The sequence below is a fragment of the Vibrio sp. 397 genome, assembly GCF_033339395.1.
GTDB classification, from domain to species: Bacteria; Pseudomonadota; Gammaproteobacteria; order Enterobacterales; family Vibrionaceae; genus Vibrio; species Vibrio alginolyticus.
The window spans coordinates 298354-318612 of the sequence record NZ_JAWOUN010000004.1 but is presented as its reverse complement, the minus strand read 5'-3'; the positions used below and the strand labels follow the sequence as shown (position 1 = coordinate 318612).

Sequence of the window (20259 nt, the reverse complement as noted above, 5' to 3'; positions counted from 1 at the left end):
TAAGTAAAAAAAAGCCTGACATGAGTCAGGCTTTTCTTTTGGTTATTTGGATGTCGATTTTTTCTTCTTCGGATAAACACGAACGAGCTTGATTCGGTTCTCTTCAATCTCAACAAGTTCCATTGGGTGACCCGCTACTCTCACACTTAGATGGCTCTCAGGAATATCTTCCAAGTGTTCTAAAATGAGCCCGTTTAGCGTTCTCGGGCCATCCGTTGGTAAATCCCATTTCAGGCCTTTGTTGATATCTCGGATATTGGTGCTGCCTTCAATAAGAAAGCTTCCGTCACCTTGAGGACTGATTTCATCAGAGAGGCTTGGAGAAATGGACGTCGTGAACTCACCAATGATCTCTTCCAGAATATCTTCAAGAGTGATTAGACCGATGATATCACCGTACTCATCCACGATCAGACCGATACGTTGCTTGTTACGTTGGAATTTCAACATTTGCACGTTCAGTGGTGTGCCTTCTGGGATGTAATAGACCTCATCAGCAGCACGTAATAGCGTTTCTTTGTTGAATTCGTTCTTTTCCAACATCAGACGATAAGCCTCGCGCAAGCGCAGCATGCCAACCACTTCATCAATTTGGTCACGATAGAAAACTATGCGTCCATGTGGCGAGTGGGTTAGCTGACGAACAATGGATTTCCAGTCGTCGTTAATATCGATACCAGTAATTTCATTGCGTGGGACCATAATGTCGTTCACGGTGACGTGCTCAAGATCCAAAATCGACACCAGCATGTCTTGGTGTCGGCGAGGAATCAAACCGCCAGCTTCATTTACCACCGTACGCAGCTCATCGGAGCTAAGATGATCTTCTGCTGAGTGATCCGCTCTTACGCCAAGTAAGCGGATAAAGCCATTAGTAATAAAGTTAACAAGCATCACTAAAGGCGACAGTAACTTCATCAGTATGGTCAATAATATACTGCTCGCGTAGGACACGCGTTCAGGGTAAAGCGCTGCAATTGTTTTAGGGGTAACCTCGGCAAAAACCAGTATAACCATAGTTAGTGCACCGGTTGCGATAGCGACACCTAAATCACCATACAAACGCATACCAATAATGGTCGCGATAGCAGACGCGAGAATATTAACGAGGTTGTTGCCGATAAGAATAAGACCAATCAAACGATCTGGACGGTCTAATAGTCTTTCGACTCGCTTAGCACCCTTATGCCCGTTTTTGGCTAAGTGTTTTAAGCGATAACGATTCAGAGACATCATCCCTGTTTCTGAACCGGAAAAGTAACCTGATATGACGATAAGACACGCGAGTAGCGCAAACAAGATACCCGTAGAGATGTCGTCCAAAACGTTGCTGTTCCTTGTAAGTATTGGGTTATATAACGGTTGAGTAAGTCCGTTAAGTCAAAGAGTTAAGGCGTACTGTATTTTATCTAGCCTAAAATATAAAGGATAGGAGCCCTAGAGCTCCTTAATTCAAGATGATTTCTTTTACAAAGCGACTGCCAAAATATGCCAGAGTCAACAGTGTTGCTCCTGCAACAGCGAACCATGTGACTTTTCTACCACGCCAGCCTTTTTGATAGTGACCCCAAAGCAGTATTGAGTACACCACCCAAGCGATGAAAGAAAGAATGCCCTTATGTGCCTTACCTTGGGCAAACATATCCTGCACAAAGACAAAGCCAGTAATGAGCGTGGCAGTTAACAATAAGTTACCGATCAAAATAATTTTGAAGAGTTGACGCTCCACCATTAATAGAGGCGGCAGGTTTGGGTTAATCGCCAAAGATTTTTTTGCTTTCAGTTTGTGATCCAGCCAAGCCAACTGAAGCGCATAGAGTGCCCCGATAGTTAAAGTCGCGTATGAGAAGAGCGCAAATGAAATATGAATGAGTAGCTTAGGGTCATTCTCTAGGTGCTTTATAAACGTGCTTGGCAAAAATGTGGCAGCAGATAAATTGATGGCAGCAAAGCTATAAACGACAGGCAATAAAAACCACAGTCGGTTTTTCAACATAGCAAGGCTCATGACCAGAGAAATAATAAAACTGATCAAAGAAGCCACGTTGAGAATACTCAGGTTTTGACCTGAACCATCAAAGATCAGATCACTCAAAATCCACGCATGAAAAACAAGCGCACAGGCAGCACTAGCAAACACTGTTTTTGCTTTGATTCCTGACTGTTGTGAGAGTCCGGGTATGATGGTCGCAATCGCCAAGACATAAAGTATGGCGGCCGCGATGGCTATTAAGCTATCCATGAATCCTAAATATTATTGTGCACGATGGAGAAATTATACCTTGCATTACACTTTGGGGCTACGTTATATCCGACATCAATCGTGAGAGATGAGATATTGAAATTAATAAGTTACCGCACCATATATAAATAGAGACAAGAATAGGACAGCGGTACGGGTATGACTCAGACCTTGGCTAATGTATACTCACACTAATTAATCGCCATTTTAGCGAAGAGACAAAGATGTTTGAGAATTTAACGGATCGATTATCCAAAACGCTGAAAAATATCAGTGGTAAAGGTCGTCTGACCGAAGACAACATTAAAGAAACCCTACGTGAAGTCCGAATGGCTCTACTTGAAGCTGACGTTGCGCTTCCGGTCGTTCGTGAATTTGTGAACCGCGTTAAAGAAAAAGCGGTGGGCGTAGAAGTTTCTAAATCTCTGACTCCAGGTCAGGAATTTATCAAGATCGTTCAAACAGAACTTGAAGCCGTAATGGGTGAGTCGAATGAGGCGCTAAACCTTGCTGCTCAACCACCTGCTGTGCTTCTTATGGCTGGTCTACAAGGTGCGGGTAAAACCACATCGGTAGGTAAGTTATCTAAGCTTCTAAAAGAACGTGACAAGAAGAAAGTTTTGGTTGTGTCTGCCGACGTTTACCGTCCTGCGGCAATCAAGCAGCTTGAAACACTGGCATCAGACATCGGTGTTGACTTCTTCCCATCATCACCAGACCAAAAGCCTATTGATATCGCCAATGCAGCGATTGACCATGCGAAGAAAAAATTCTACGACGTATTGATTGTCGATACCGCAGGTCGTTTGGCAATTGATGAAGAGATGATGGGGGAGATCAAAGATCTTCACGCAGCTATCAACCCAGTAGAAACGCTATTTGTTGTTGACGCCATGACGGGTCAAGACGCAGCAAATACAGCAAAAGCCTTTGGCGATGCGCTACCTCTTACCGGTGTAGTTCTAACTAAGGTTGATGGTGATGCTCGTGGTGGTGCGGCACTTTCAGTACGCCATGTCACGGGCAAGCCAATCAAATTCTTGGGTGTCGGTGAAAAAACTGACGCGCTAGAACCGTTCCACCCAGATCGTGTTGCTTCACGTATTCTTGGCATGGGTGACGTTTTGTCTTTGATTGAAGACCTACAACGCAACGTTGACCAAGAAAAGGCAGAAAAGTTAGCGAAGAAGTTCAAAGAGAAGAAAGGTTTCGACCTTGAAGATTTCCGTGAACAGCTAGGCCAGATGCAAAACATGGGCGGCATGATGGGGATGATGGATAAGCTTCCAGGAATGTCCCAGCTACCAGACAATGTAAAAGACAAAGTCGATGACAAGATGTTCAAACAGATGGAAGCGATCATCAGCTCCATGACAATGAAAGAACGTCAACGCCCAGAAATTATCAAGGGCTCGCGCAAGAAGCGTATCGCGGCTGGTTCTGGTGTGCAGGTTCAAGATGTAAACCGCTTACTAAAACAGTTCACCCAAATGCAGAAAATGATGAAAAAGATGCAAAAAGGTGGCATGAAAGGCATGATGCGCAACATGCAAGGCATGATGGGCGGCATGGGTGGTGGCGGTGGCTTCAACCCATTTGGTCGTTAATTAATCGATCACGCATAGATTCAGGGTGTTAGGTACGTCACAAACTTTAAATTCAATTTATGTTGGTGAAAAAGTAACTAAACTCCTTGCATTGCTCCGGGAGAAGAGTAAAATTCCGGAGCTTTATTTTGGCACGAGACCCCAAACTGTTTAATTTCTTGAATGGTTTTTGGGGTTAATTTTATTTTTGAGAAAGCAAAGAGGACGACATGGTAACCATTCGTTTGGCACGTCACGGCGCTAAAAAGCGTCCATTTTATCAAATCGTAGTAGCGGACAGCCGCAACGCTGCAACTGGCCGTTTCATCGAGAAAGTTGGTTTCTTCAACCCAACTGCTAAAGGTCAAGAAGAAGGTCTACGTCTAGACCTAGACCGCGTTAACCACTGGGTTGGTCAAGGCGCGTCAGTATCTGACCGTGTTGCTAAGCTAGTTAAAGACGCTCAAAAAGCGGCTTAATTTTTTACTTGAAAAGTAGAAACTAGTTTATGTCGATGAAAGGTAAAGAAACAATGAGCAACGAAAAGATTGTTGTAGGCAAGTTTGGTGCTACTTACGGCATTCGTGGTTGGCTTAAAGTTTTTTCCTACACAGACAATGCTGAAAGCATTTTCGATTACAGCCCTTGGTACATTAACCAAAAGGGCAAGTGGGTTGAGTACAAAGTAGAAAGCTGGAAGCGCCATAACAAAGGTATGGTGGCTAAGCTGGAAGGCATGGATGTTCGTGAAGACGCGCATCTAATGACGAACTTTGAAATTGCTATTGACCCTGCGGTACTTCCTGAATTGTCAGAAGATGAGTTCTACTGGCGCGAATTGTTTGGGATGCAAGTTGTAACTACTAAAGGTTACGATCTAGGTGTCGTTACTGACATGCTAGAAACTGGCTCAAACGATGTTCTGGTTGTTAAAGCAAATCTTAAAGATGCTTTCGGGCAGAAGGAACGATTAATCCCGTTCCTTGAAGAGCAAGTGATCATTAATGTTGATCGCGAAGCTCAACGGATCGAAGTTGACTGGGATCCTGGATTCTAATCTCCAAAATTACAGAGCGAGATAAACATGTGGGTTGGCGTTATTAGCCTTTTTCCAGAAATGTTCCGTTCTGTTACTGATTTTGGAGTAACAGGTCAAGCGGTTAAAAAAGGTCTTTTGTCGATTGAGACTTGGAATCCTAGAGATTTCACTCACGACAAACATCGCACAGTCGATGACCGACCTTACGGTGGTGGCCCTGGTATGTTAATGATGGTTCAGCCTTTGCGCGATGCCATTTATACCGCGAAAGCAGCCTCACCGGGCAAGACGAAAGTCATCTACCTTTCTCCTCAAGGTCGCAAGCTCGACCAGAAAGGAGTGGAAGAACTGGCAACGAATGAGAACTTGCTTCTGATTTGTGGTCGTTATGAAGGGGTAGATGAGCGCATCATTCAATCTGAAGTCGACGAAGAATGGTCGATTGGTGATTTTGTGATGACGGGTGGTGAGATACCAGCCATGACGTTAATCGACGCTGTCTCTCGGTTTGTTCCGGGTGTACTAGGGGATTTCGCGTCAGCAGAAGAAGACTCTTTTGCAAATGGCTTGTTAGATTGCCCTCACTATACGCGTCCAGAAGTATTGGATGACAAAGAGGTACCAGCGGTACTGATGTCAGGCAATCACAAGGACATTCGTCAATGGCGACTCAAGCAGTCGTTGGGCCGTACTTGGCTAAGAAGACCAGAGCTCCTGGAAAACCTAGCTCTGACTGACGAACAGGAACAATTACTTGCTGAGTTTGTTAATGAGCATAAAGCCATTAAAGAACATAACGCAAAGTAACCTAATTTATTTAGTATCAGTTTATTCTAGGAATTTAAAAAATGAGTAACATCATCAAAGCTCTTGAAGAAGAGCAAATGAAATCAGACCTACCTAAATTTGCACCAGGTGACACTGTTGTAGTTCAAGTTAAGGTAAAAGAAGGTGACCGTGAGCGTCTACAGGCTTTCGAAGGCGTTGTAATCGCAATCCGTAACCGTGGTCTACACTCTGCTTTCACTGTACGTAAGATCTCTAACGGTGAAGGTGTTGAGCGTACGTTCCAAACACACTCTCCAATCGTTGATAGCATCGAAGTTAAACGCCGTGGTGCAGTACGTCGTGCCAAGTTGTACTACCTACGTGAGCGTTCTGGTAAGTCTGCTCGTATCAAAGAGAAACTTGCTAAGAAGTAATGCTATAACTAGCGTTCTCATCTTAAACGGAGTCCTTTTAGGGCTCCGTTTTTTTATTTGTGTAATTAGCTTGCTCGTTTCTTTTCATCCGCCTGCACTGACGTACACTCCACGCCTCTACCTTGCTGTGAATAGATTCCTGATGTCGCTATGGCTTCTCTGAATAACGGGAAATGATGGCCAAAGATTATATAGCACCGAGGTTAAAATTCGTCATTTTGAAGGCGACGAAGGAGCGTGATTCAGAATCTACTAGTCGAGAATGCAATTGTTTAAGTTGTTAGCTTCATCTTTGCTGTTAGTAGATTCTTAATGCCGCTATGGCTCCTCTGAATGACGGGAATTGATGGTCAAAGATTATATAGCACCGAGGTTCAAATTCGTCATTCTGGACAGCGACGAAGGAGCGTGATTCAGATTCCCCAAGAAGGAACCTAGGGTATTCCTTTACCCTAGGTCTCAATTTAATACTGGTCTTCAGACCAACCATCACTATCGGACATATCGGGTGCGCCTGGGATGGTGTTTTCTTCATCTGCCCATTCACCAAAATCAATCATTTGGCATTGTTTACTGCAGAAAGGGCGATGAGGACTTTGTTCTCCCCATTCTACGTCGGCGCCACATTGTGGACATTGAACGATGGTAACTTTAGACATAGTTGAGCGTCCCATTACTAATTGGTGTTAAAGGGTAGTATACCTAAACGAATTAAAGATGGCTTATTCAACGCGCTATTGCTGCTACGAAATTTTATCAAATATAAGCGCAATAAAGCGTTGAATTTTAGATTATGGAGGCGAGGCGTAGTGTCGTCTTAGCTGCACACAGCAAGTTCAAATTCAATATCTTGTGTGCACGCTTGACCGTTTTCAAACGACATAAACTTGATCGCAAAGCGGTTTTTATGGCCTGAAATCATAGGATACACGCCATATTCCATTGGGATGTGAAGTCTTAGAATGTTGGCTTCATCAGCGTCACTTTGGAAGAAACCTGCACGACCGATTTGAGCTTTGAAATGTCCGGTCTCTCTAGTGAGCTTTAACCATAACGAAAGCGCATCAGATAAGGGCTTTAAGCTTGCTTGCCACTGTTGTGCATCACGCTTTTTACGTTCAATAGGTAGATGAAGCCAGTAGTGTAATGCTGGCAGATCAAAACAGCATGAACCACCCGGTAGATTAAAGCGTTGACGGATAGAGCTTAGGAAGCGATCTTCTTTTAATGCTTGGCCAAAACGTTCAGCACCCATTAGTTGGCTATGAACGACATCTATCTCTTGTAGTAGGGTATTTAATGCGTCTTGATCGACACCATCAACATTGAGCCAATGGCGGTACGACAGCCGCTGCTTCTCAAGATCTTTAGCCAGTTCACTTTTCAGTTGGATTTGTTCGAAGATCTCAACCATATCGAATAACGCACGGAAAAACAGTTGATACTGATGATTTTCGCTAAACCCAGAGGCCAAGTGAGCCTGACGCAGCAGAGACTCCACTCTTAGATAAATACGAGTTTTCTCATTTAACGGATGTTCAAATTTGTGCGTGGTCATCGACATAAGCCTTTGTGAGTTTCGTTCCTATTTTCGCAGATTTTTCTTACACATGGCTAGGTACTTTTCGTGCAAATCTGTGATTTGAAGCAAAAGATCAGGGTCACTTGGATTATTCTTAACCACATCGTCTGCAAGCGCGAGCCTTTGCTCTCTTGATGCTTGAGAGGCAAGGATGGCGCGAACTTGATCTTCACTCACATTGTCTCGTTTCATCGTGCGAGATATCTGTGTATTCGGTTCTACATCGACGACAAGAACGCGATCACACAAACTATCTAGCTTGTTTTCTACGAGCAACGGCACCACAAGTAACGCATACTCTGAAGTGACTTGCTGCAAATCTTCGATCATCTTTTCACGAATTATCGGGTGCAACAGTGCGTTGAGCCATGCTTTTTCATCTGAATTCGAAAAGATTTTTTCTCTCAGCTTTGCGCGATCTAAAGTTTGGTCTTCACGAACGATATCGTGACCAAAGTGTTCAATAATCGCGTTTAGGCCGGGAGTACCTGGCTCGACAACTTCTCTTGCGACAATGTCGGCATCGACGATATCGATTTTAAATTGTTGTTTGAACAGATTCGCGACGGTTGTTTTTCCACTAGCGATACCACCTGTTAAACCAATAACCAAAGCCATTTACACTCCTAGAACTGAAGTAAAGTACCAGTTTAAAATCTGGTCGCCCCAAATTAAGCTTATCCAACCAGCAATTGCTAAGTAAGGACCGAAAGGGAAAGCTTTTTCAATTCCCTGCTTTTGCAAGCGTAGTTGAATGATGCCAAATACGATGCCAACCACAGAAGAAAGTAGAATGATCATCGGCAGTGACTGCCAACCTAGCCAAGCTCCTAGTGCCGCTAGTAGTTTAAAATCACCATACCCCATTCCTTCTTTACCGGTAAGTAACTTAAAGCCCCAGTAAACGGACCAGAGACATAGGTAACCAGCAATAGCACCAATGACAGAATCTTGTAGAGTAACAGGACTTATTTCGACTAATGCTAAGGCAATGCCAGCCCAAGTTAATGGTAATGTTAATTGGTCAGGTAACAACATAGTATCGAGATCGATAAATGTTGCGGCGATTAAGATAAAAGTAAAAAAGAGTAGGGCAACGGTAAAGTAACTAAAACCAAAGTAATAAGCTATAAAGCCTGAACAGAACGCGGTGAGCAGTTCAATCAGTGGATAGCGTGCACTAATGGTTGCCTGACAGTTGTGACATTTGCCTTTTAAAAGCAGCCAGCTAATCACAGGAATGTTGTCGCGAATACGTATCGGTGTTGCGCATTTCTGGCAGGAGGAGCGTGGGACGCTCAAGGTCAGCACTTCTTTAGGAGGTTCTATTTTGTATTCAGGAAATGACTCGGCACATTCGCGTCGCCATTCTAGTTCCATGATTTTAGGTAGTCGATAAATAACCACATTGAGGAAGCTACCCACGATCAGACCGAAGATGGTGGCAAACACAACGAATAGCCAAGGGTAGTACTGGAATACTTCCATATTTGTCTCTTGAGCGATGAGTGAAATCAGCAAGATGCTGTTTTAAAGGAGTTAACAGCTCATTCTAGCCCAATACACTCATTAAGTTAAAGATTGGCAAGTACATTGCTGTCACTAATCCGCCAACAACGATACCTAAAAATACGATAATTAGTGGCTCTAGAATTTTACTAAGGTTGTCGACGGTGTTGTCGACTTCAAACTCGTAGATTGTTGCAACTTTATTGAGCATATCGTCAAGTCGACCAGACTCTTCACCGATCATAACCATTTGTAACACCAATTCAGGGAACACATTACAGTTGCGCATGGCTACATACATTGGCATACCTGCGGCGGTATTACGGTAAACTTCTTCTATGGCGAGTTGATAGTGCAAGTTTCCTGATGTTTTTGATGTGGTTTTTAAACTGGTTAGAATTGGAATGCCCGCTGTAAAGCTTGTGGCGAGTGTTCGACTAAATTTGGCGATCGCTGCTTTTGATAATACAGGCCCAAGGACCGGAAATTTAAGCACAGATCGATTGAGCGTTAAGCGAAAAGAATCTGAACGCTTAGAGAGGATTCTCGCCGAGATGAATAAACTAATGGAGCCTAGTGTGATAAACGGACTCCAGTTTTGTGTCCAGGCGGAAAGATCTAATACTTGCCTGGTAAACCAAGGTAAGTCAGCACCAAAACCAACAAACATTTTTTCAAACTCGGGAATGACTTTGGTGAGCATGATAAACGACACGCCCAACGCGACTAGCACAACCATCGCTGGGTAGATCAGTGCTTTGATCACTTTCGCACGGAGTTGTTCATTTTTTTCTCGGTAGGTGGCTAAGCGCTCGAACACTTCTGCTAAGTTACCGGATTGCTCACCTGTGGCGATAAGATCGGTATAGAGTGGGTCAAAGTGTTCACTTGCAGTGCGCATGGCTTTTGACATGGGCGTCCCCGCTTCAACGGCGCGTGTCACGCTCATCAAAATGGATTTCATCTCTGCTTTTTTATGATTTTCTGAGACCAATTTTAAAGCCTGAACTAAGGGTACACCGGTTATCAACATCGTCGAAATCTGACGGGTAAACACCGTGATGTCTCTGCCTTTCACGCGATGGCTGAGTTTAGTGAGAAACGAGATACTGCTTTTCTTTAACTTCTTGATCTTGATGTGCTGTGCGTCTAGACGCTCGCGTACTTCAATTTCTGTCATCGCGAGGGTTTGTCCAGACGTCTTTTTGCCAGAACTGTTGATGCCTTTCCAGCGGAAGTTTTTAAGTTGTGGTGTAGTGCTTTTCATAGAGGTGACTGCTGATTAAAGGATTAAAAATAAAGTACGCGCTGTAGTTCACTAAAACTTGTGATCCCTTGTTTGAGTTTTTCTATGCCCGACATTTGTAACGTGCTCATACCATTTGCGATGGCGAGTTTTTCTAGTTCATGTACTGAGGCGCCTTTAATAAGCGCTTCGGAAAGAAATTCATCAAAGCGCATCACTTCATAAATTCCCGTTCGGCCGGAATAACCATGGGTACACTCATTACATCCATCGGGATTGGCTTTAAAAATGTTGTCGCTTGCTTGAATTCCAAGATGTTGTAGCTGAACGGTAAGCTCTTGTGATTGTTTACAGTGCGAGCACAGTTTACGGGCCAAGCGCTGGGCAATAATCAAATTAAGAGATGAGGCCAAGTTAAAGCTTTCTACGCCCATGTTTGATAAACGAATAACCGTTTCAGCCGCAGAATTGGTATGTAAGGTTGAAAGTACTAAGTGACCGGTTTGCGATGCTTTTATAGCGATTTCGGCGGTGTCTAAGTCACGAATCTCACCGACCATTACCACATCCGGGTCTTGACGTAAGAAAGAGCGCAGGGCTTCGGCAAAACCAAAACCAATCTTAGGCTGAACTTGAACTTGGTTAATGCCCGATAAGTTAATTTCTACTGGGTCTTCTGCCGTGGAAATGTTGATTTCTGGCTTATTGAGGATACTCAGCCCAGTGTACAGAGAAACGGTTTTTCCGCTCCCGGTTGGGCCTGTCATCAGAATCATGCCTTGTGGGCGACGCAGCGCATCCAAGTACAATTGTTTTTGTTGTTCGCTATAACCAAGCTTGTCGATATCCAATGACGCAGAGCTGCTGTCGAGCAGTCGTAGTACAATTTTCTCTCCGAATAGAGTCGGTAGCGTGGATACACGCATATCAATTGCGGTGTCTTGATTCAACTTGAGCTTAATACGCCCATCTTGTGGTAAACGTCGCTCTGCAATATCAAGTTTAGAGAGGATTTTGATACGAGCGGATAAGCGGCGACTTAAGTGGCTTGGTGGCTGCTGTGTTTCAATTAAGATGCCATCACAGCGTAGGCGCACACGGTACATCTTTTCATAAGGCTCAAAGTGGATATCGGATGCGCCTTTGCGCACAGCGTCCAACAGAATTTGGTTGATGTAACGGCTAACAGGAGACTCATCTTGGCTCAAGTCTTCAATGTTGTCGATTTCATCTGCGCCCACATCAACCAGATTGGCTAACTCTTCTTGGTTGATCTCTTTTAACCCGGACTTCTCATGACTCAATGAACGACCATATAAGCGTCGAATTGCCGCGCTGAGTTGACGAAAATCCGCCAACACCAATTCAATCTGTAAACCAGTGGCAAAGCGGAAATCGTCTTCTGCTTGTTGGTTCGTGGGGTCGGCAACGGCTAATAATAACGTTGAAGGTGTACGCTGGAGTGGGAGTGCGTTATGCCGTGTGATTAATTCCCTAAGGCCAAGTTGCTGACAAAGCGAGGCGTACTCGTACTGAGATAACTCGGGCTGATTTAATCCAAAAATAGAATTTAAATGTTCAGTGAGTTCGCGTGATGTAAATAACCCTGAACTGAGCAAAGCTTCCGGCATCGAAATGCCAGAAGCTTTGACTTGCTCAAGCAACGATTCTTCTTGGGAAAAAGCCAATAGTCCTTTTTGACGAAGAATCGTGGAGAGGTTGGTTTGCATTATGGGCAGCTATCAATAGATACTTTTGGGTTAGTATTATTTGTACAGCCCCAGGGTGTGTTTGGTGTCCTAGCATATTCGATGTCACCTGCTGCAGCATTGCCAGTATTAAATACAAATTTGAGTGTAGATTTTGCGTTTGAGGCTGCTCCAGCACCTTCAATTGATGCGGTAATATTGCCAAGGGCGTTCATAGTAGCGTTCCCACCGATGTCTCCTAAGTCGGAAGTAGCTGTGGTGTTGTTCTGAGTATATAAATCAGCATTAGTAAGTAATGACTTTAAAGTACCCACAGCAGAGGTTACAGCTGACTTTGCGACATAGTCTTTATATGCAGGGATTGCGACTGCTGATAACACACCAATAATTGCTACCACAATCATCAATTCAATTAACGTAAAGCCTTGCTGTTTTTTCTGTTTACTGTGTTTCATTTTCTTTCCTTCTTAATGAAATAAATAATGCCCTTGCATTAGCGAAGGATTATGGAGACTTCATAAAGGTTGAAAATGGGGAAGGGATGGGCTCTCGAGTGAGATAAAACTCTTTGGTGAAAAGTTGCATATCGCATGCAGAGTTTTGCGAGTAGTACTATTTTTTTAGTGGATAAAAAGAAAGGGCCAATTGGCCCTTTTAAATGATGAATTACTCACAACTCACTGAGTTAGTTGAAGTAATTTCAGATTTGTTGCTTTTATTATTTGAAGCGCATCGAAAGATCCATCGCTTTTAAATGCTTAGTCAACGCGCCTACCGAAATGTAATCGACACCGGTTTCTGCGTATTCTGCGATGGTCTCTAGCGTAATGTTGCCGGAGTTCTCTAAAGCGGCACGACCTGCGTTAATCGCTACGGCTTCACGCATCATTTCTTTTGTGAAGTTATCGAGCATGATGATGTCGGCACCAGCCTCTATCGCTTGTTTCAACTCTTCTAAGCTTTCCGTTTCTACTTCTACCGGTTTGCCTGGGTTAAGCTCTTTCGCTTTTTGGATGGCTTGAGTGATGCCACCACAAGCAATAATGTGGTTTTCTTTAATGAGGTAAGCGTCGAACACGCCGATGCGATGGTTAAAGCCACCACCACACGTCACGGCGTATTTTAGTGCGCTACGCAGACCAGGAATGGTTTTGCGTGTGTCTAGTAGACGACACTCAGTATGCGCGATTTTTTCAGCGTACTCTGCGGTAACTGTTGCGCAGCCAGACAACGTTTGGATGAAGTTCATTGCGTTACGCTCACCAGTCAACAAGTCACGAGCAGGGCCTGTCAGCGTGCAAAGGGTTTGGTTAGGTTCGACTTTATCTCCGTCCTTTACGTGCCATTCAATGCTGACCTTGCCACCGAGCTGTTTAAAAACTTCATCAGCCCATGCTTGACCACAGAACACACCATGCTCACGAGTAATAATAGTTGCGGTATTAACCGCTTCGGCAGGGATCAAAGATGCAGTAATGTCATTATCTGCGTCGACACTGCCACCTAGATCTTCTTTTAAGGTATCAGCGACAGAGCGAGTGATCTCTAAAGGGAGTTGTTGTTTAAGGTATTCTAGGCGTTCTTGAATGTTGTGTGTGTTCTTCATCGCAAATCTTGTCTTGAAAGGGAGATGGCAACGAATGATACTCTCCGGTGTCAATAATTTCAGCAGTTAATTTGCAAAGTAGAGAGGTTGATATGCGCCCAATTATCGAGAATGGCTGGCTGACACAAGCAAAGCATGTTCCGTCACCATTTTTTGATGCTCGCTCTGATACAAACGACATCTCTCTGCTGGTGGTACACAACATCAGTTTGCCTCCTGGGCAGTTTGGTGGACCGTATATTGAGGACTTCTTCACTGGCAAGCTAGACCCAAATGCACATCCATTTTTTGAAGTTATTCACAAAATGGGCGTTTCTGCACATTGCTTGATTAAAAGAAACGGCGAGGTTGTTCAATTTGTTTCTTTTCTCGATAGAGCATGGCATGCCGGTCAATCCAGTTTCGCGGGCAGGAAGCGTTGTAATGATTATTCCATTGGTATCGAGCTTGAAGGGACAGAATTTACTGCCTACACAGAAGCGCAATATCAATCACTTGCAGAGATCACTGAGGTGATTATGCAATCTTATCCTCAAATCACCCCGCCACGAATTACCGGTCATCAATATATTGCGCCCTTGAGAAAAAGCGATCCTGGTCTAAGCTTTGATTGGGTGAAATACAGACAGCTTATACAGCGTTGATTTGTAGCGAAAGTGTAAATTCAAAAAAGCGAAATAAATAAGGCATACGATCAGGTATGCCTTTTTTTGATACCAGAAATATTAATGATTGTTAAAAGTTAACTACATTTTTACGCTCGCACATGCCGTTTTGGTGAATAAATAGACTGATAATTTTGTCATTTTCTGTATTTCTTTTCCAAAACTGCTAGCACGTCGACTTCCCATTTGTATGCTTTATGTAATTGGTCATACCAATTCTATTGCTGTTTTAACAGTCGATTGTTATCAGAGTGTTGGAAGTAAGCTCGTTCTATGATTTAGGTCAATTTTCGGCTGGACAGTGGCGTTTTAATTATGTTAATTTCTGCACCAACTTAAAATTGGTATTACCAATTACCTGCAAGAGTAGAAGAACAATAAATTATGGCTTATCAAAGGATTCGTCAGCCAAAACTCTCTGATGTTATAGAACAAGAGTTAGAAAGGTTGATAGTGGAAGGAACATTGTCTCCGGGGCAACAACTGCCTCCAGAGCGTGAACTGGCAAAACAGTTCGATGTGTCTCGTCCTTCAGTCCGAGAAGCCATTCAACGCTTGGAAGCGAAGCGTTTGTTGACTCGTCGCCAAGGTGGCGGAACATTCGTAAGTGAGAATATCTGGAAGAGCTTTTCAGATCCCTTGTTGAATTTGTTGTCTAGTCATTCTGAAACCCAGCTTGATGTGCTTGAGTCTCGTCATGCGATGGAAGGAATTTCAGCCTACTTTGCAGCTTTACGTGGTACCGAAGAAGATTTTGCGCGTATTCAAGGTTGCCTTGAGCGCATTAGCCAAGAGCAAGCAAACAACGATATTGAAGCTGAATCTGCGGAAGTAATGCAATTTTTGATCGCTTTGACAGAGGCCGCGCACAACGTGGTTTTGTTGCACATTGTTCGAAGCTTAGCACCTTTGCTTGAGCAAAATATTCTACAAAATTTTAAATTACTACGTCGCCGCCCAGAAGCGGTCGAGAAAGTCAGTAAACACCGAGCCAATATCGTGGATGCGATTGTTTCTGGTCAGCCTGAAAAGGCGCGAGAAATGTCCCACTCGCACTTGGCTTACATCGAAGAAACATTGTTGGATTTGACTCGAGAAGAGTCTCGACGAGAGCGTTCTCTACGTCGAATTCAGCAGGGTAATGACTCGTAAGAGCGTTACTTAAATAAGTAGATCCAACCAACAGAAGGATAGATCGCCATGTCTGATATGAAGCATGACGTAGATGCACTGGAAACTCAAGAATGGCTACAAGCGCTTGAGTCAGTTGTACGTGAAGAAGGTCTAGAGCGTGCTCAATTCCTATTAGAGCAAGTTCTAGATAAAGCACGTCTAGACGGTGTTGATATGCCAACAGGTATCACAACTAACTACATCAACACGATTCCTGCAGACCAAGAACCAGCATACCCAGGTGACACAACACTTGAGCGTCGTATTCGCTCAATTATTCGTTGGAACGCTATCATGATCGTTCTACGTGCATCTAAGAAAGACCTAGAGCTAGGCGGCCACATGGCGTCTTTCCAGTCTTCTGCTGCGTTCTACGAGACATGTTTCAACCACTTCTTCCGTGCACCAAACGAGAAGGATGGTGGCGACCTAGTTTACTACCAAGGTCACATTTCACCAGGTATCTACTCACGTGCATTCGTTGAAGGTCGTCTAACTGAAGAGCAGCTAGACAACTTCCGTCAAGAAGTAGACGGAAAAGGTATTCCTTCATACCCGCACCCTAAACTGATGCCTGAATTCTGGCAGTTCCCGACAGTATCGATGGGCCTAGGTCCAATCGCTTCTATCTACCAAGCTCGTTTCCTTAAGTACCTAGAAGGCCGTGGTCTTAAAGATACTTCAGAGCAGCGCGTTTACGCGTTCCTAGGTGACGGTGAGATGGATGAGCCAGAATCACGTGGTGCTATCTCTTTCGCTGCGCGTGAGAAACTAGACAACCTATGTTTCCTAATCAACTGTAACCTACAGCGTCTAGATGGCCCTGTAATGGGTAACGGTAAGATCATTCAAGAACTTGAAGGTCTGTTCAAAGGTGCTGGTTGGAACGTAGTGAAGGTAATCTGGGGTAACAACTGGGATTCACTACTAGCTAAAGATACGACTGGTAAGCTTCTACAGCTTATGAATGAAACGATCGACGGCGACTACCAAACATTCAAATCAAAAGATGGCGCGTACGTACGTGAGCACTTCTTTGGTAAGTACCCAGAGACAGCTGCACTTGTTGCTGACATGACTGATGACGAAATCTTCGCACTTAAGCGTGGTGGTCACGAGTCTTCTAAGCTATACGCGGCATACAAAAACGCGGCAGAAACTAAAGGTCGTCCAACAGTAATCCTAGCTAAGACTGTTAAAGGTTACGGCATGGGTGAAGCGGCTGAAGGTAAGAACATCGCGCACCAAGTTAAGAAGATGGACATGACTCACGTACTACACCTACGTGACCGTCTAGGTCTTCAAGACATCCTAACTGACGAAGCAGTGAAAGAACTTCCGTACCTGAAACTTGAAGAAGGTTCAAAAGAGTACGAATACCTACACGCTCGTCGTAAAGCGCTACACGGCTACACGCCACAGCGTCTACCAAAATTCACTCAAGAATTCATCGTTCCTGAGCTAGAAGAATTCAAGCCACTACTAGAAGAACAGAAGCGTGATATCTCTTCTACTATGGCATTCGTACGTGCGCTAAACGTTCTACTTAAGAACAAGAACATTGGTAAGAACATCGTTCCTATCATTGCTGACGAAGCACGTACATTCGGTATGGAAGGTCTGTTCCGTCAAATCGGTATCTACAACCCGCACGGCCAAACTTACACACCAGAAGACCGTGGCGTTGTTTCTTACTACAAAGAAGCGACTTCAGGTCAGGTTCTACAAGAAGGTATCAACGAGCTAGGTGCTATGTCTTCATGGGTTGCTGCTGCGACTTCATACTCGACAAACGACCTACCAATGATCCCGTTCTACATCTACTACTCAATGTTCGGCTTCCAACGTGTTGGCGACATGGCGTGGATGGCTGGTGACCAACAAGCACGTGGTTTCCTACTAGGTGCAACTGCGGGTCGTACAACGTTGAACGGTGAAGGTCTACAGCACGAAGACGGCCACTCGCACATTTTGGCGGGTACGGTTCCTAACTGTATTTCTTACGACCCAACATTCGCGTACGAAGTAGCAGTAATCATGCAAGACGGTATCCGTCGCATGTACGGTCCAGAACAAGAAAACGTGTTCTACTACCTAACGCTAATGAACGAAAACTACGCAATGCCAGCAATGCCAGAAGGCGCTGAAGAAGGCATCCGTAAAGGTATCTACAAGCTAGAAACTTACACGGGCGACAAAGCGAAAGTTCAGCTAATGAGCTCTGGTACTATCATGAATGAAGTACGTAAAGCAGCTCAAATCCTAAGCGAAGATTACGGTGTTGCTTCTGATGTTTACTCTGTAACGTCATTCAACGAACTGACTCGCGATGGCCAAGATGCAGAGCGTTTCAACATGCTTCACCCAGAAGCGGAAGCGAAAGTACCTTACATCCAAACAGTAATGGGTACTGAACCTGCTATCGCAGCAACTGACTACATGAAGAACTACGCAGAGCAGGTTCGTGCATACATTCCTGCTGAGTCTTTCAAAGTTCTTGGTACTGATGGCTTCGGTCGTTCAGACAGCCGTGAAAACCTACGTCGTCACTTCGAAGTGAACGCAGGTTACGTAGTAGTAGCAGCGCTAACTGAACTAGCGAAACGTGGCGAAGTTGAGAAATCTGTAGTTGCAGAAGCAATTAAGAAATTCGACATCGACACAGAGAAAACAAACCCGCTATACGCTTAATTAAGAAGGTAGATAAGAAATGGCAATCGAAATTAATGTACCAGACATCGGTGCGGATGAGGTTGAAGTTACTGAGATTCTTGTAAGCGTTGGCGACAAGGTTGAAGAAGAGCAGTCTCTGATCACAGTTGAAGGCGATAAAGCTTCTATGGAAGTTCCTGCTTCTCAAGCGGGTATCGTTAAAGAAATCAAAGTTGCAGAAGGCGACAAGGTTTCTACTGGTTCTCTAATCATGATTTTCGAAGCCGAGGGTGCAGCTGACGCTGCACCTGCTCCTGCGGCAGAAGCAGCTCCAGCAGCAGCTCCAGCTCCAGCAGCAGCGGCAGAACTAAAAGAAGTTCACGTACCAGACATCGGTGGTGATGAAGTAGAAGTTACTGAAATCATGGTTGCCGTTGGCGACAGCATCGAAGAAGAGCAATCTCTTCTAACTGTTGAAGGCGACAAAGCTTCTATGGAAGTTCCAGCGCCATTCGCAGGTACTCTAAAAGAGATCAAAGTTGCAGCAGGCGATAAAGTATCGACTGGCTCACTTATCATGGTGTTCGAAACAGCAGGTTCAGGCGCTCCAGCAGCACCAGCGGCTGCTGAAGCTCCTGCGGCAGCAGCTCCAGCAGCGTCTGCGGCAAAAGAAGTGAACGTTCCAGATATCGGCGGCGACGAAGTTGAAGTTACTGAGATCATGGTTGCTGTTGGCGACACAGTGGAAGAAGAGCAATCTCTAATCACTGTTGAAGGTGACAAAGCTTCTATGGAAGTTCCTGCACCATTCGCTGGCACAGTTAAAGAAATCAAGATTGCAGCTGGCGACAAAGTGTCTACTGGCTCACTAATCATGGTATTCGAAGTGGCGGGTGCAGCACCTGCTCCTGCAGCAGCTCCAGCTCAAGCGGCAGCACCTGCAGCTCCGGCTCCTAAAGCAGAAGCTCCAGCGGCAGCAGCTCCAGCAGCGACTGGCGATTTCAAAGAAAACGATGAGTACGCTCACGCGTCTCCAGTTGTTCGTCGTCTAGCGCGTGAATTTGGCGTTAATCTTTCTAAGGTTAAAGGTTCTGGTCGTAAGAGCCGTATCCTAAAAGAAGACGTTCAAGCTTACGTGAAAGATGCACTTAAGCGTCTTGAGTCTGGCGCAGGTGCAGCAGCATCTGGCAAAGGCGACGGCGCGGCTCTTGGTCTACTACCATGGCCAAAAGTGGACTTCAGCAAGTTTGGTGAGACAGAAGTTCAACCGCTATCTCGCATTAAGAAGATCTCTGGCGCAAACCTACACCGTAACTGGGTAATGATCCCGCACGTTACACAGTGGGATAACGCAGACATCACTGCTCTTGAAGCATTCCGTAAAGAGCAAAACGCGATTGAAGCGAAGAAAGACACTGGCATGAAGATCACACCACTTGTGTTCATCATGAAAGCGGTAGCTAAAGCGCTTGAAGCGTTCCCAGCGTTCAACTCTTCTCTATCAGAAGACGGTGAGAGCCTAATTCTGAAGAAATACGTGAATGTTGGTATCGCGGTAGATACACCAAACGGTCTAGTTGTTCCTGTATTTAAAGACGTGAACAAGAAAGGCATCTACGAGCTATCTGAAGAGCTAATGGTGGTTTCTAAGAAAGCACGTGCTGGTAAGCTAACTGCGGCTGACATGCAAGGTGGCTGTTTCACTATCTCTAGCCTAGGCGGTATCGGCGGTACAGCGTTTACTCCAATCGTAAACGCACCAGAAGTTGGTATCCTAGGTGTGTCTAAGTCAGAAATGAAACCGGTATGGAACGGTAAAGAGTTCGAACCGCGTCTACAACTTCCACTGTCTCTATCATACGACCACCGTGTGATCGATGGTGCTGAAGGTGCGCGCTTCATCACTTACCTAAACTCATGTCTATCTGACATTCGTCGTCTAGTTCTGTAATAGAAATTAGATGAATGAGAGGCGGCAACTTAGCCGCCTCTGCTAATCATAATTACCGACAATTTGGTTATCAGCCTTGCTTCGTTCAGGGTTTTCA

Annotated in this window: 19 protein-coding genes; 9 read left to right on the top strand and 10 right to left on the bottom strand. The window is 44.6% G+C overall.

Features of this window, described 5'->3' with window-relative positions; genetic code table 11:
- Window positions 1-42 precede the first annotated feature (42 nt).
- Entirely contained in the window at window positions 43-1323 is a 1281-nt protein-coding gene (locus R7P36_RS09195) for an HlyC/CorC family transporter (RefSeq protein WP_213899254.1), read from the bottom strand.
- A gap of 124 nt (window positions 1324-1447) precedes the next feature.
- Window positions 1448-2242: an inner membrane protein YpjD gene (locus tag R7P36_RS09190; protein WP_005379950.1), complete on the bottom strand. Its 795-nt coding sequence runs from the start codon at window positions 2240-2242 to the stop codon at window positions 1448-1450.
- A gap of 224 nt (window positions 2243-2466) precedes the next feature.
- Here R7P36_RS09190 and ffh point away from each other — a divergent pair, with 224 nt between their 5' ends.
- The 5 genes from ffh to rplS all read left to right on the top strand — a co-directional run bounded on the left by ffh (window position 2467) and on the right by rplS (window position 6069).
- Window positions 2467-3849 (top strand): signal recognition particle protein, encoded by a 1383-nt coding sequence (gene ffh / locus R7P36_RS09185; protein WP_005385423.1) that lies wholly within the window; start codon window positions 2467-2469, stop codon window positions 3847-3849.
- 209 nt (window positions 3850-4058) lie between these two features.
- Window positions 4059-4307 carry a 30S ribosomal protein S16 gene (gene rpsP, locus R7P36_RS09180; RefSeq protein WP_005379962.1) on the top strand — a complete coding sequence of 83 codons (249 nt, stop codon included), beginning with the start codon at window positions 4059-4061 and terminating at the stop codon, window positions 4305-4307.
- 29 nt (window positions 4308-4336) lie between these two features.
- Entirely contained in the window at window positions 4337-4885 is a 549-nt protein-coding gene (gene rimM, locus R7P36_RS09175) for a ribosome maturation factor RimM (RefSeq protein WP_005379964.1), read from the top strand.
- A gap of 27 nt (window positions 4886-4912) precedes the next feature.
- The gene (trmD, locus tag R7P36_RS09170) at window positions 4913-5674 is read left to right on the top strand and encodes a tRNA (guanosine(37)-N1)-methyltransferase TrmD (RefSeq protein WP_033905595.1); all 762 of its coding nucleotides are present in this window, start codon (window positions 4913-4915) and stop codon (window positions 5672-5674) included.
- A 41-nt stretch (window positions 5675-5715) separates the two neighbouring features.
- Window positions 5716-6069: a 50S ribosomal protein L19 gene (rplS, locus tag R7P36_RS09165; RefSeq protein WP_005379971.1), complete on the top strand. Its 354-nt coding sequence runs from the start codon at window positions 5716-5718 to the stop codon at window positions 6067-6069.
- A 464-nt stretch (window positions 6070-6533) separates the two neighbouring features.
- Here the strand turns inward: rplS and yacG are convergent, their stop codons facing one another.
- From yacG to nadC, 8 genes are all read right to left on the bottom strand, one after another.
- Window positions 6534-6728, bottom strand: coding sequence for a DNA gyrase inhibitor YacG (gene yacG / locus R7P36_RS09160; protein WP_017635922.1), 195 nt, complete (start codon window positions 6726-6728; stop codon window positions 6534-6536).
- A 158-nt stretch (window positions 6729-6886) separates the two neighbouring features.
- Entirely contained in the window at window positions 6887-7627 is a 741-nt protein-coding gene (gene zapD / locus R7P36_RS09155) for a cell division protein ZapD (protein ID WP_005373086.1), read from the bottom strand.
- A gap of 27 nt (window positions 7628-7654) precedes the next feature.
- Window positions 7655-8269, bottom strand: a complete 615-nt coding sequence (gene coaE / locus R7P36_RS09150; protein WP_017635920.1) for a dephospho-CoA kinase — start codon at window positions 8267-8269, stop codon at window positions 7655-7657.
- Window positions 8270-9139, bottom strand: coding sequence for a prepilin peptidase (locus R7P36_RS09145; RefSeq protein WP_017635919.1), 870 nt, complete (start codon window positions 9137-9139; stop codon window positions 8270-8272).
- A 64-nt stretch (window positions 9140-9203) separates the two neighbouring features.
- A complete protein-coding gene (locus R7P36_RS09140; protein ID WP_213899255.1) occupies window positions 9204-10427 on the bottom strand; it encodes a type II secretion system F family protein in 1224 nt (407 codons plus the stop codon).
- Window positions 10428-10450: 23 nt separating this feature from the next.
- Window positions 10451-12136: a type IV-A pilus assembly ATPase PilB gene (pilB, locus tag R7P36_RS09135; RefSeq protein ID WP_115386281.1), complete on the bottom strand. Its 1686-nt coding sequence runs from the start codon at window positions 12134-12136 to the stop codon at window positions 10451-10453.
- Window positions 12136-12570, bottom strand: a complete 435-nt coding sequence (locus tag R7P36_RS09130; protein WP_029803401.1) for a type IV pilin protein — start codon at window positions 12568-12570, stop codon at window positions 12136-12138. Before R7P36_RS09130 ends, pilB begins: the two co-directional genes overlap by 1 nt.
- A gap of 263 nt (window positions 12571-12833) precedes the next feature.
- Entirely contained in the window at window positions 12834-13721 is an 888-nt protein-coding gene (gene nadC / locus R7P36_RS09125) for a carboxylating nicotinate-nucleotide diphosphorylase (RefSeq protein WP_047102656.1), read from the bottom strand.
- 92 nt (window positions 13722-13813) lie between these two features.
- Between nadC and ampD the strand changes: the two genes are divergently transcribed.
- The 4 genes from ampD to aceF all read left to right on the top strand — a co-directional run bounded on the left by ampD (window position 13814) and on the right by aceF (window position 20162).
- Complete coding sequence (ampD, locus tag R7P36_RS09120) at window positions 13814-14365, top strand: 1,6-anhydro-N-acetylmuramyl-L-alanine amidase AmpD (protein ID WP_213899256.1); 552 nt, start codon at window positions 13814-13816, stop codon at window positions 14363-14365.
- Between the two features lie 405 nt (window positions 14366-14770).
- The gene (gene pdhR / locus R7P36_RS09115) at window positions 14771-15538 is read left to right on the top strand and encodes a pyruvate dehydrogenase complex transcriptional repressor PdhR (protein WP_005379989.1); all 768 of its coding nucleotides are present in this window, start codon (window positions 14771-14773) and stop codon (window positions 15536-15538) included.
- A gap of 48 nt (window positions 15539-15586) precedes the next feature.
- Window positions 15587-18250 (top strand): pyruvate dehydrogenase (acetyl-transferring), homodimeric type, encoded by a 2664-nt coding sequence (gene aceE, locus R7P36_RS09110; protein ID WP_005386612.1) that lies wholly within the window; start codon window positions 15587-15589, stop codon window positions 18248-18250.
- 19 nt (window positions 18251-18269) lie between these two features.
- A complete protein-coding gene (gene aceF, locus R7P36_RS09105) occupies window positions 18270-20162 on the top strand; it encodes a pyruvate dehydrogenase complex dihydrolipoyllysine-residue acetyltransferase (RefSeq protein WP_132936923.1) in 1893 nt (630 codons plus the stop codon).
- The last annotated feature ends 97 nt before the right edge of the window (window positions 20163-20259 follow it).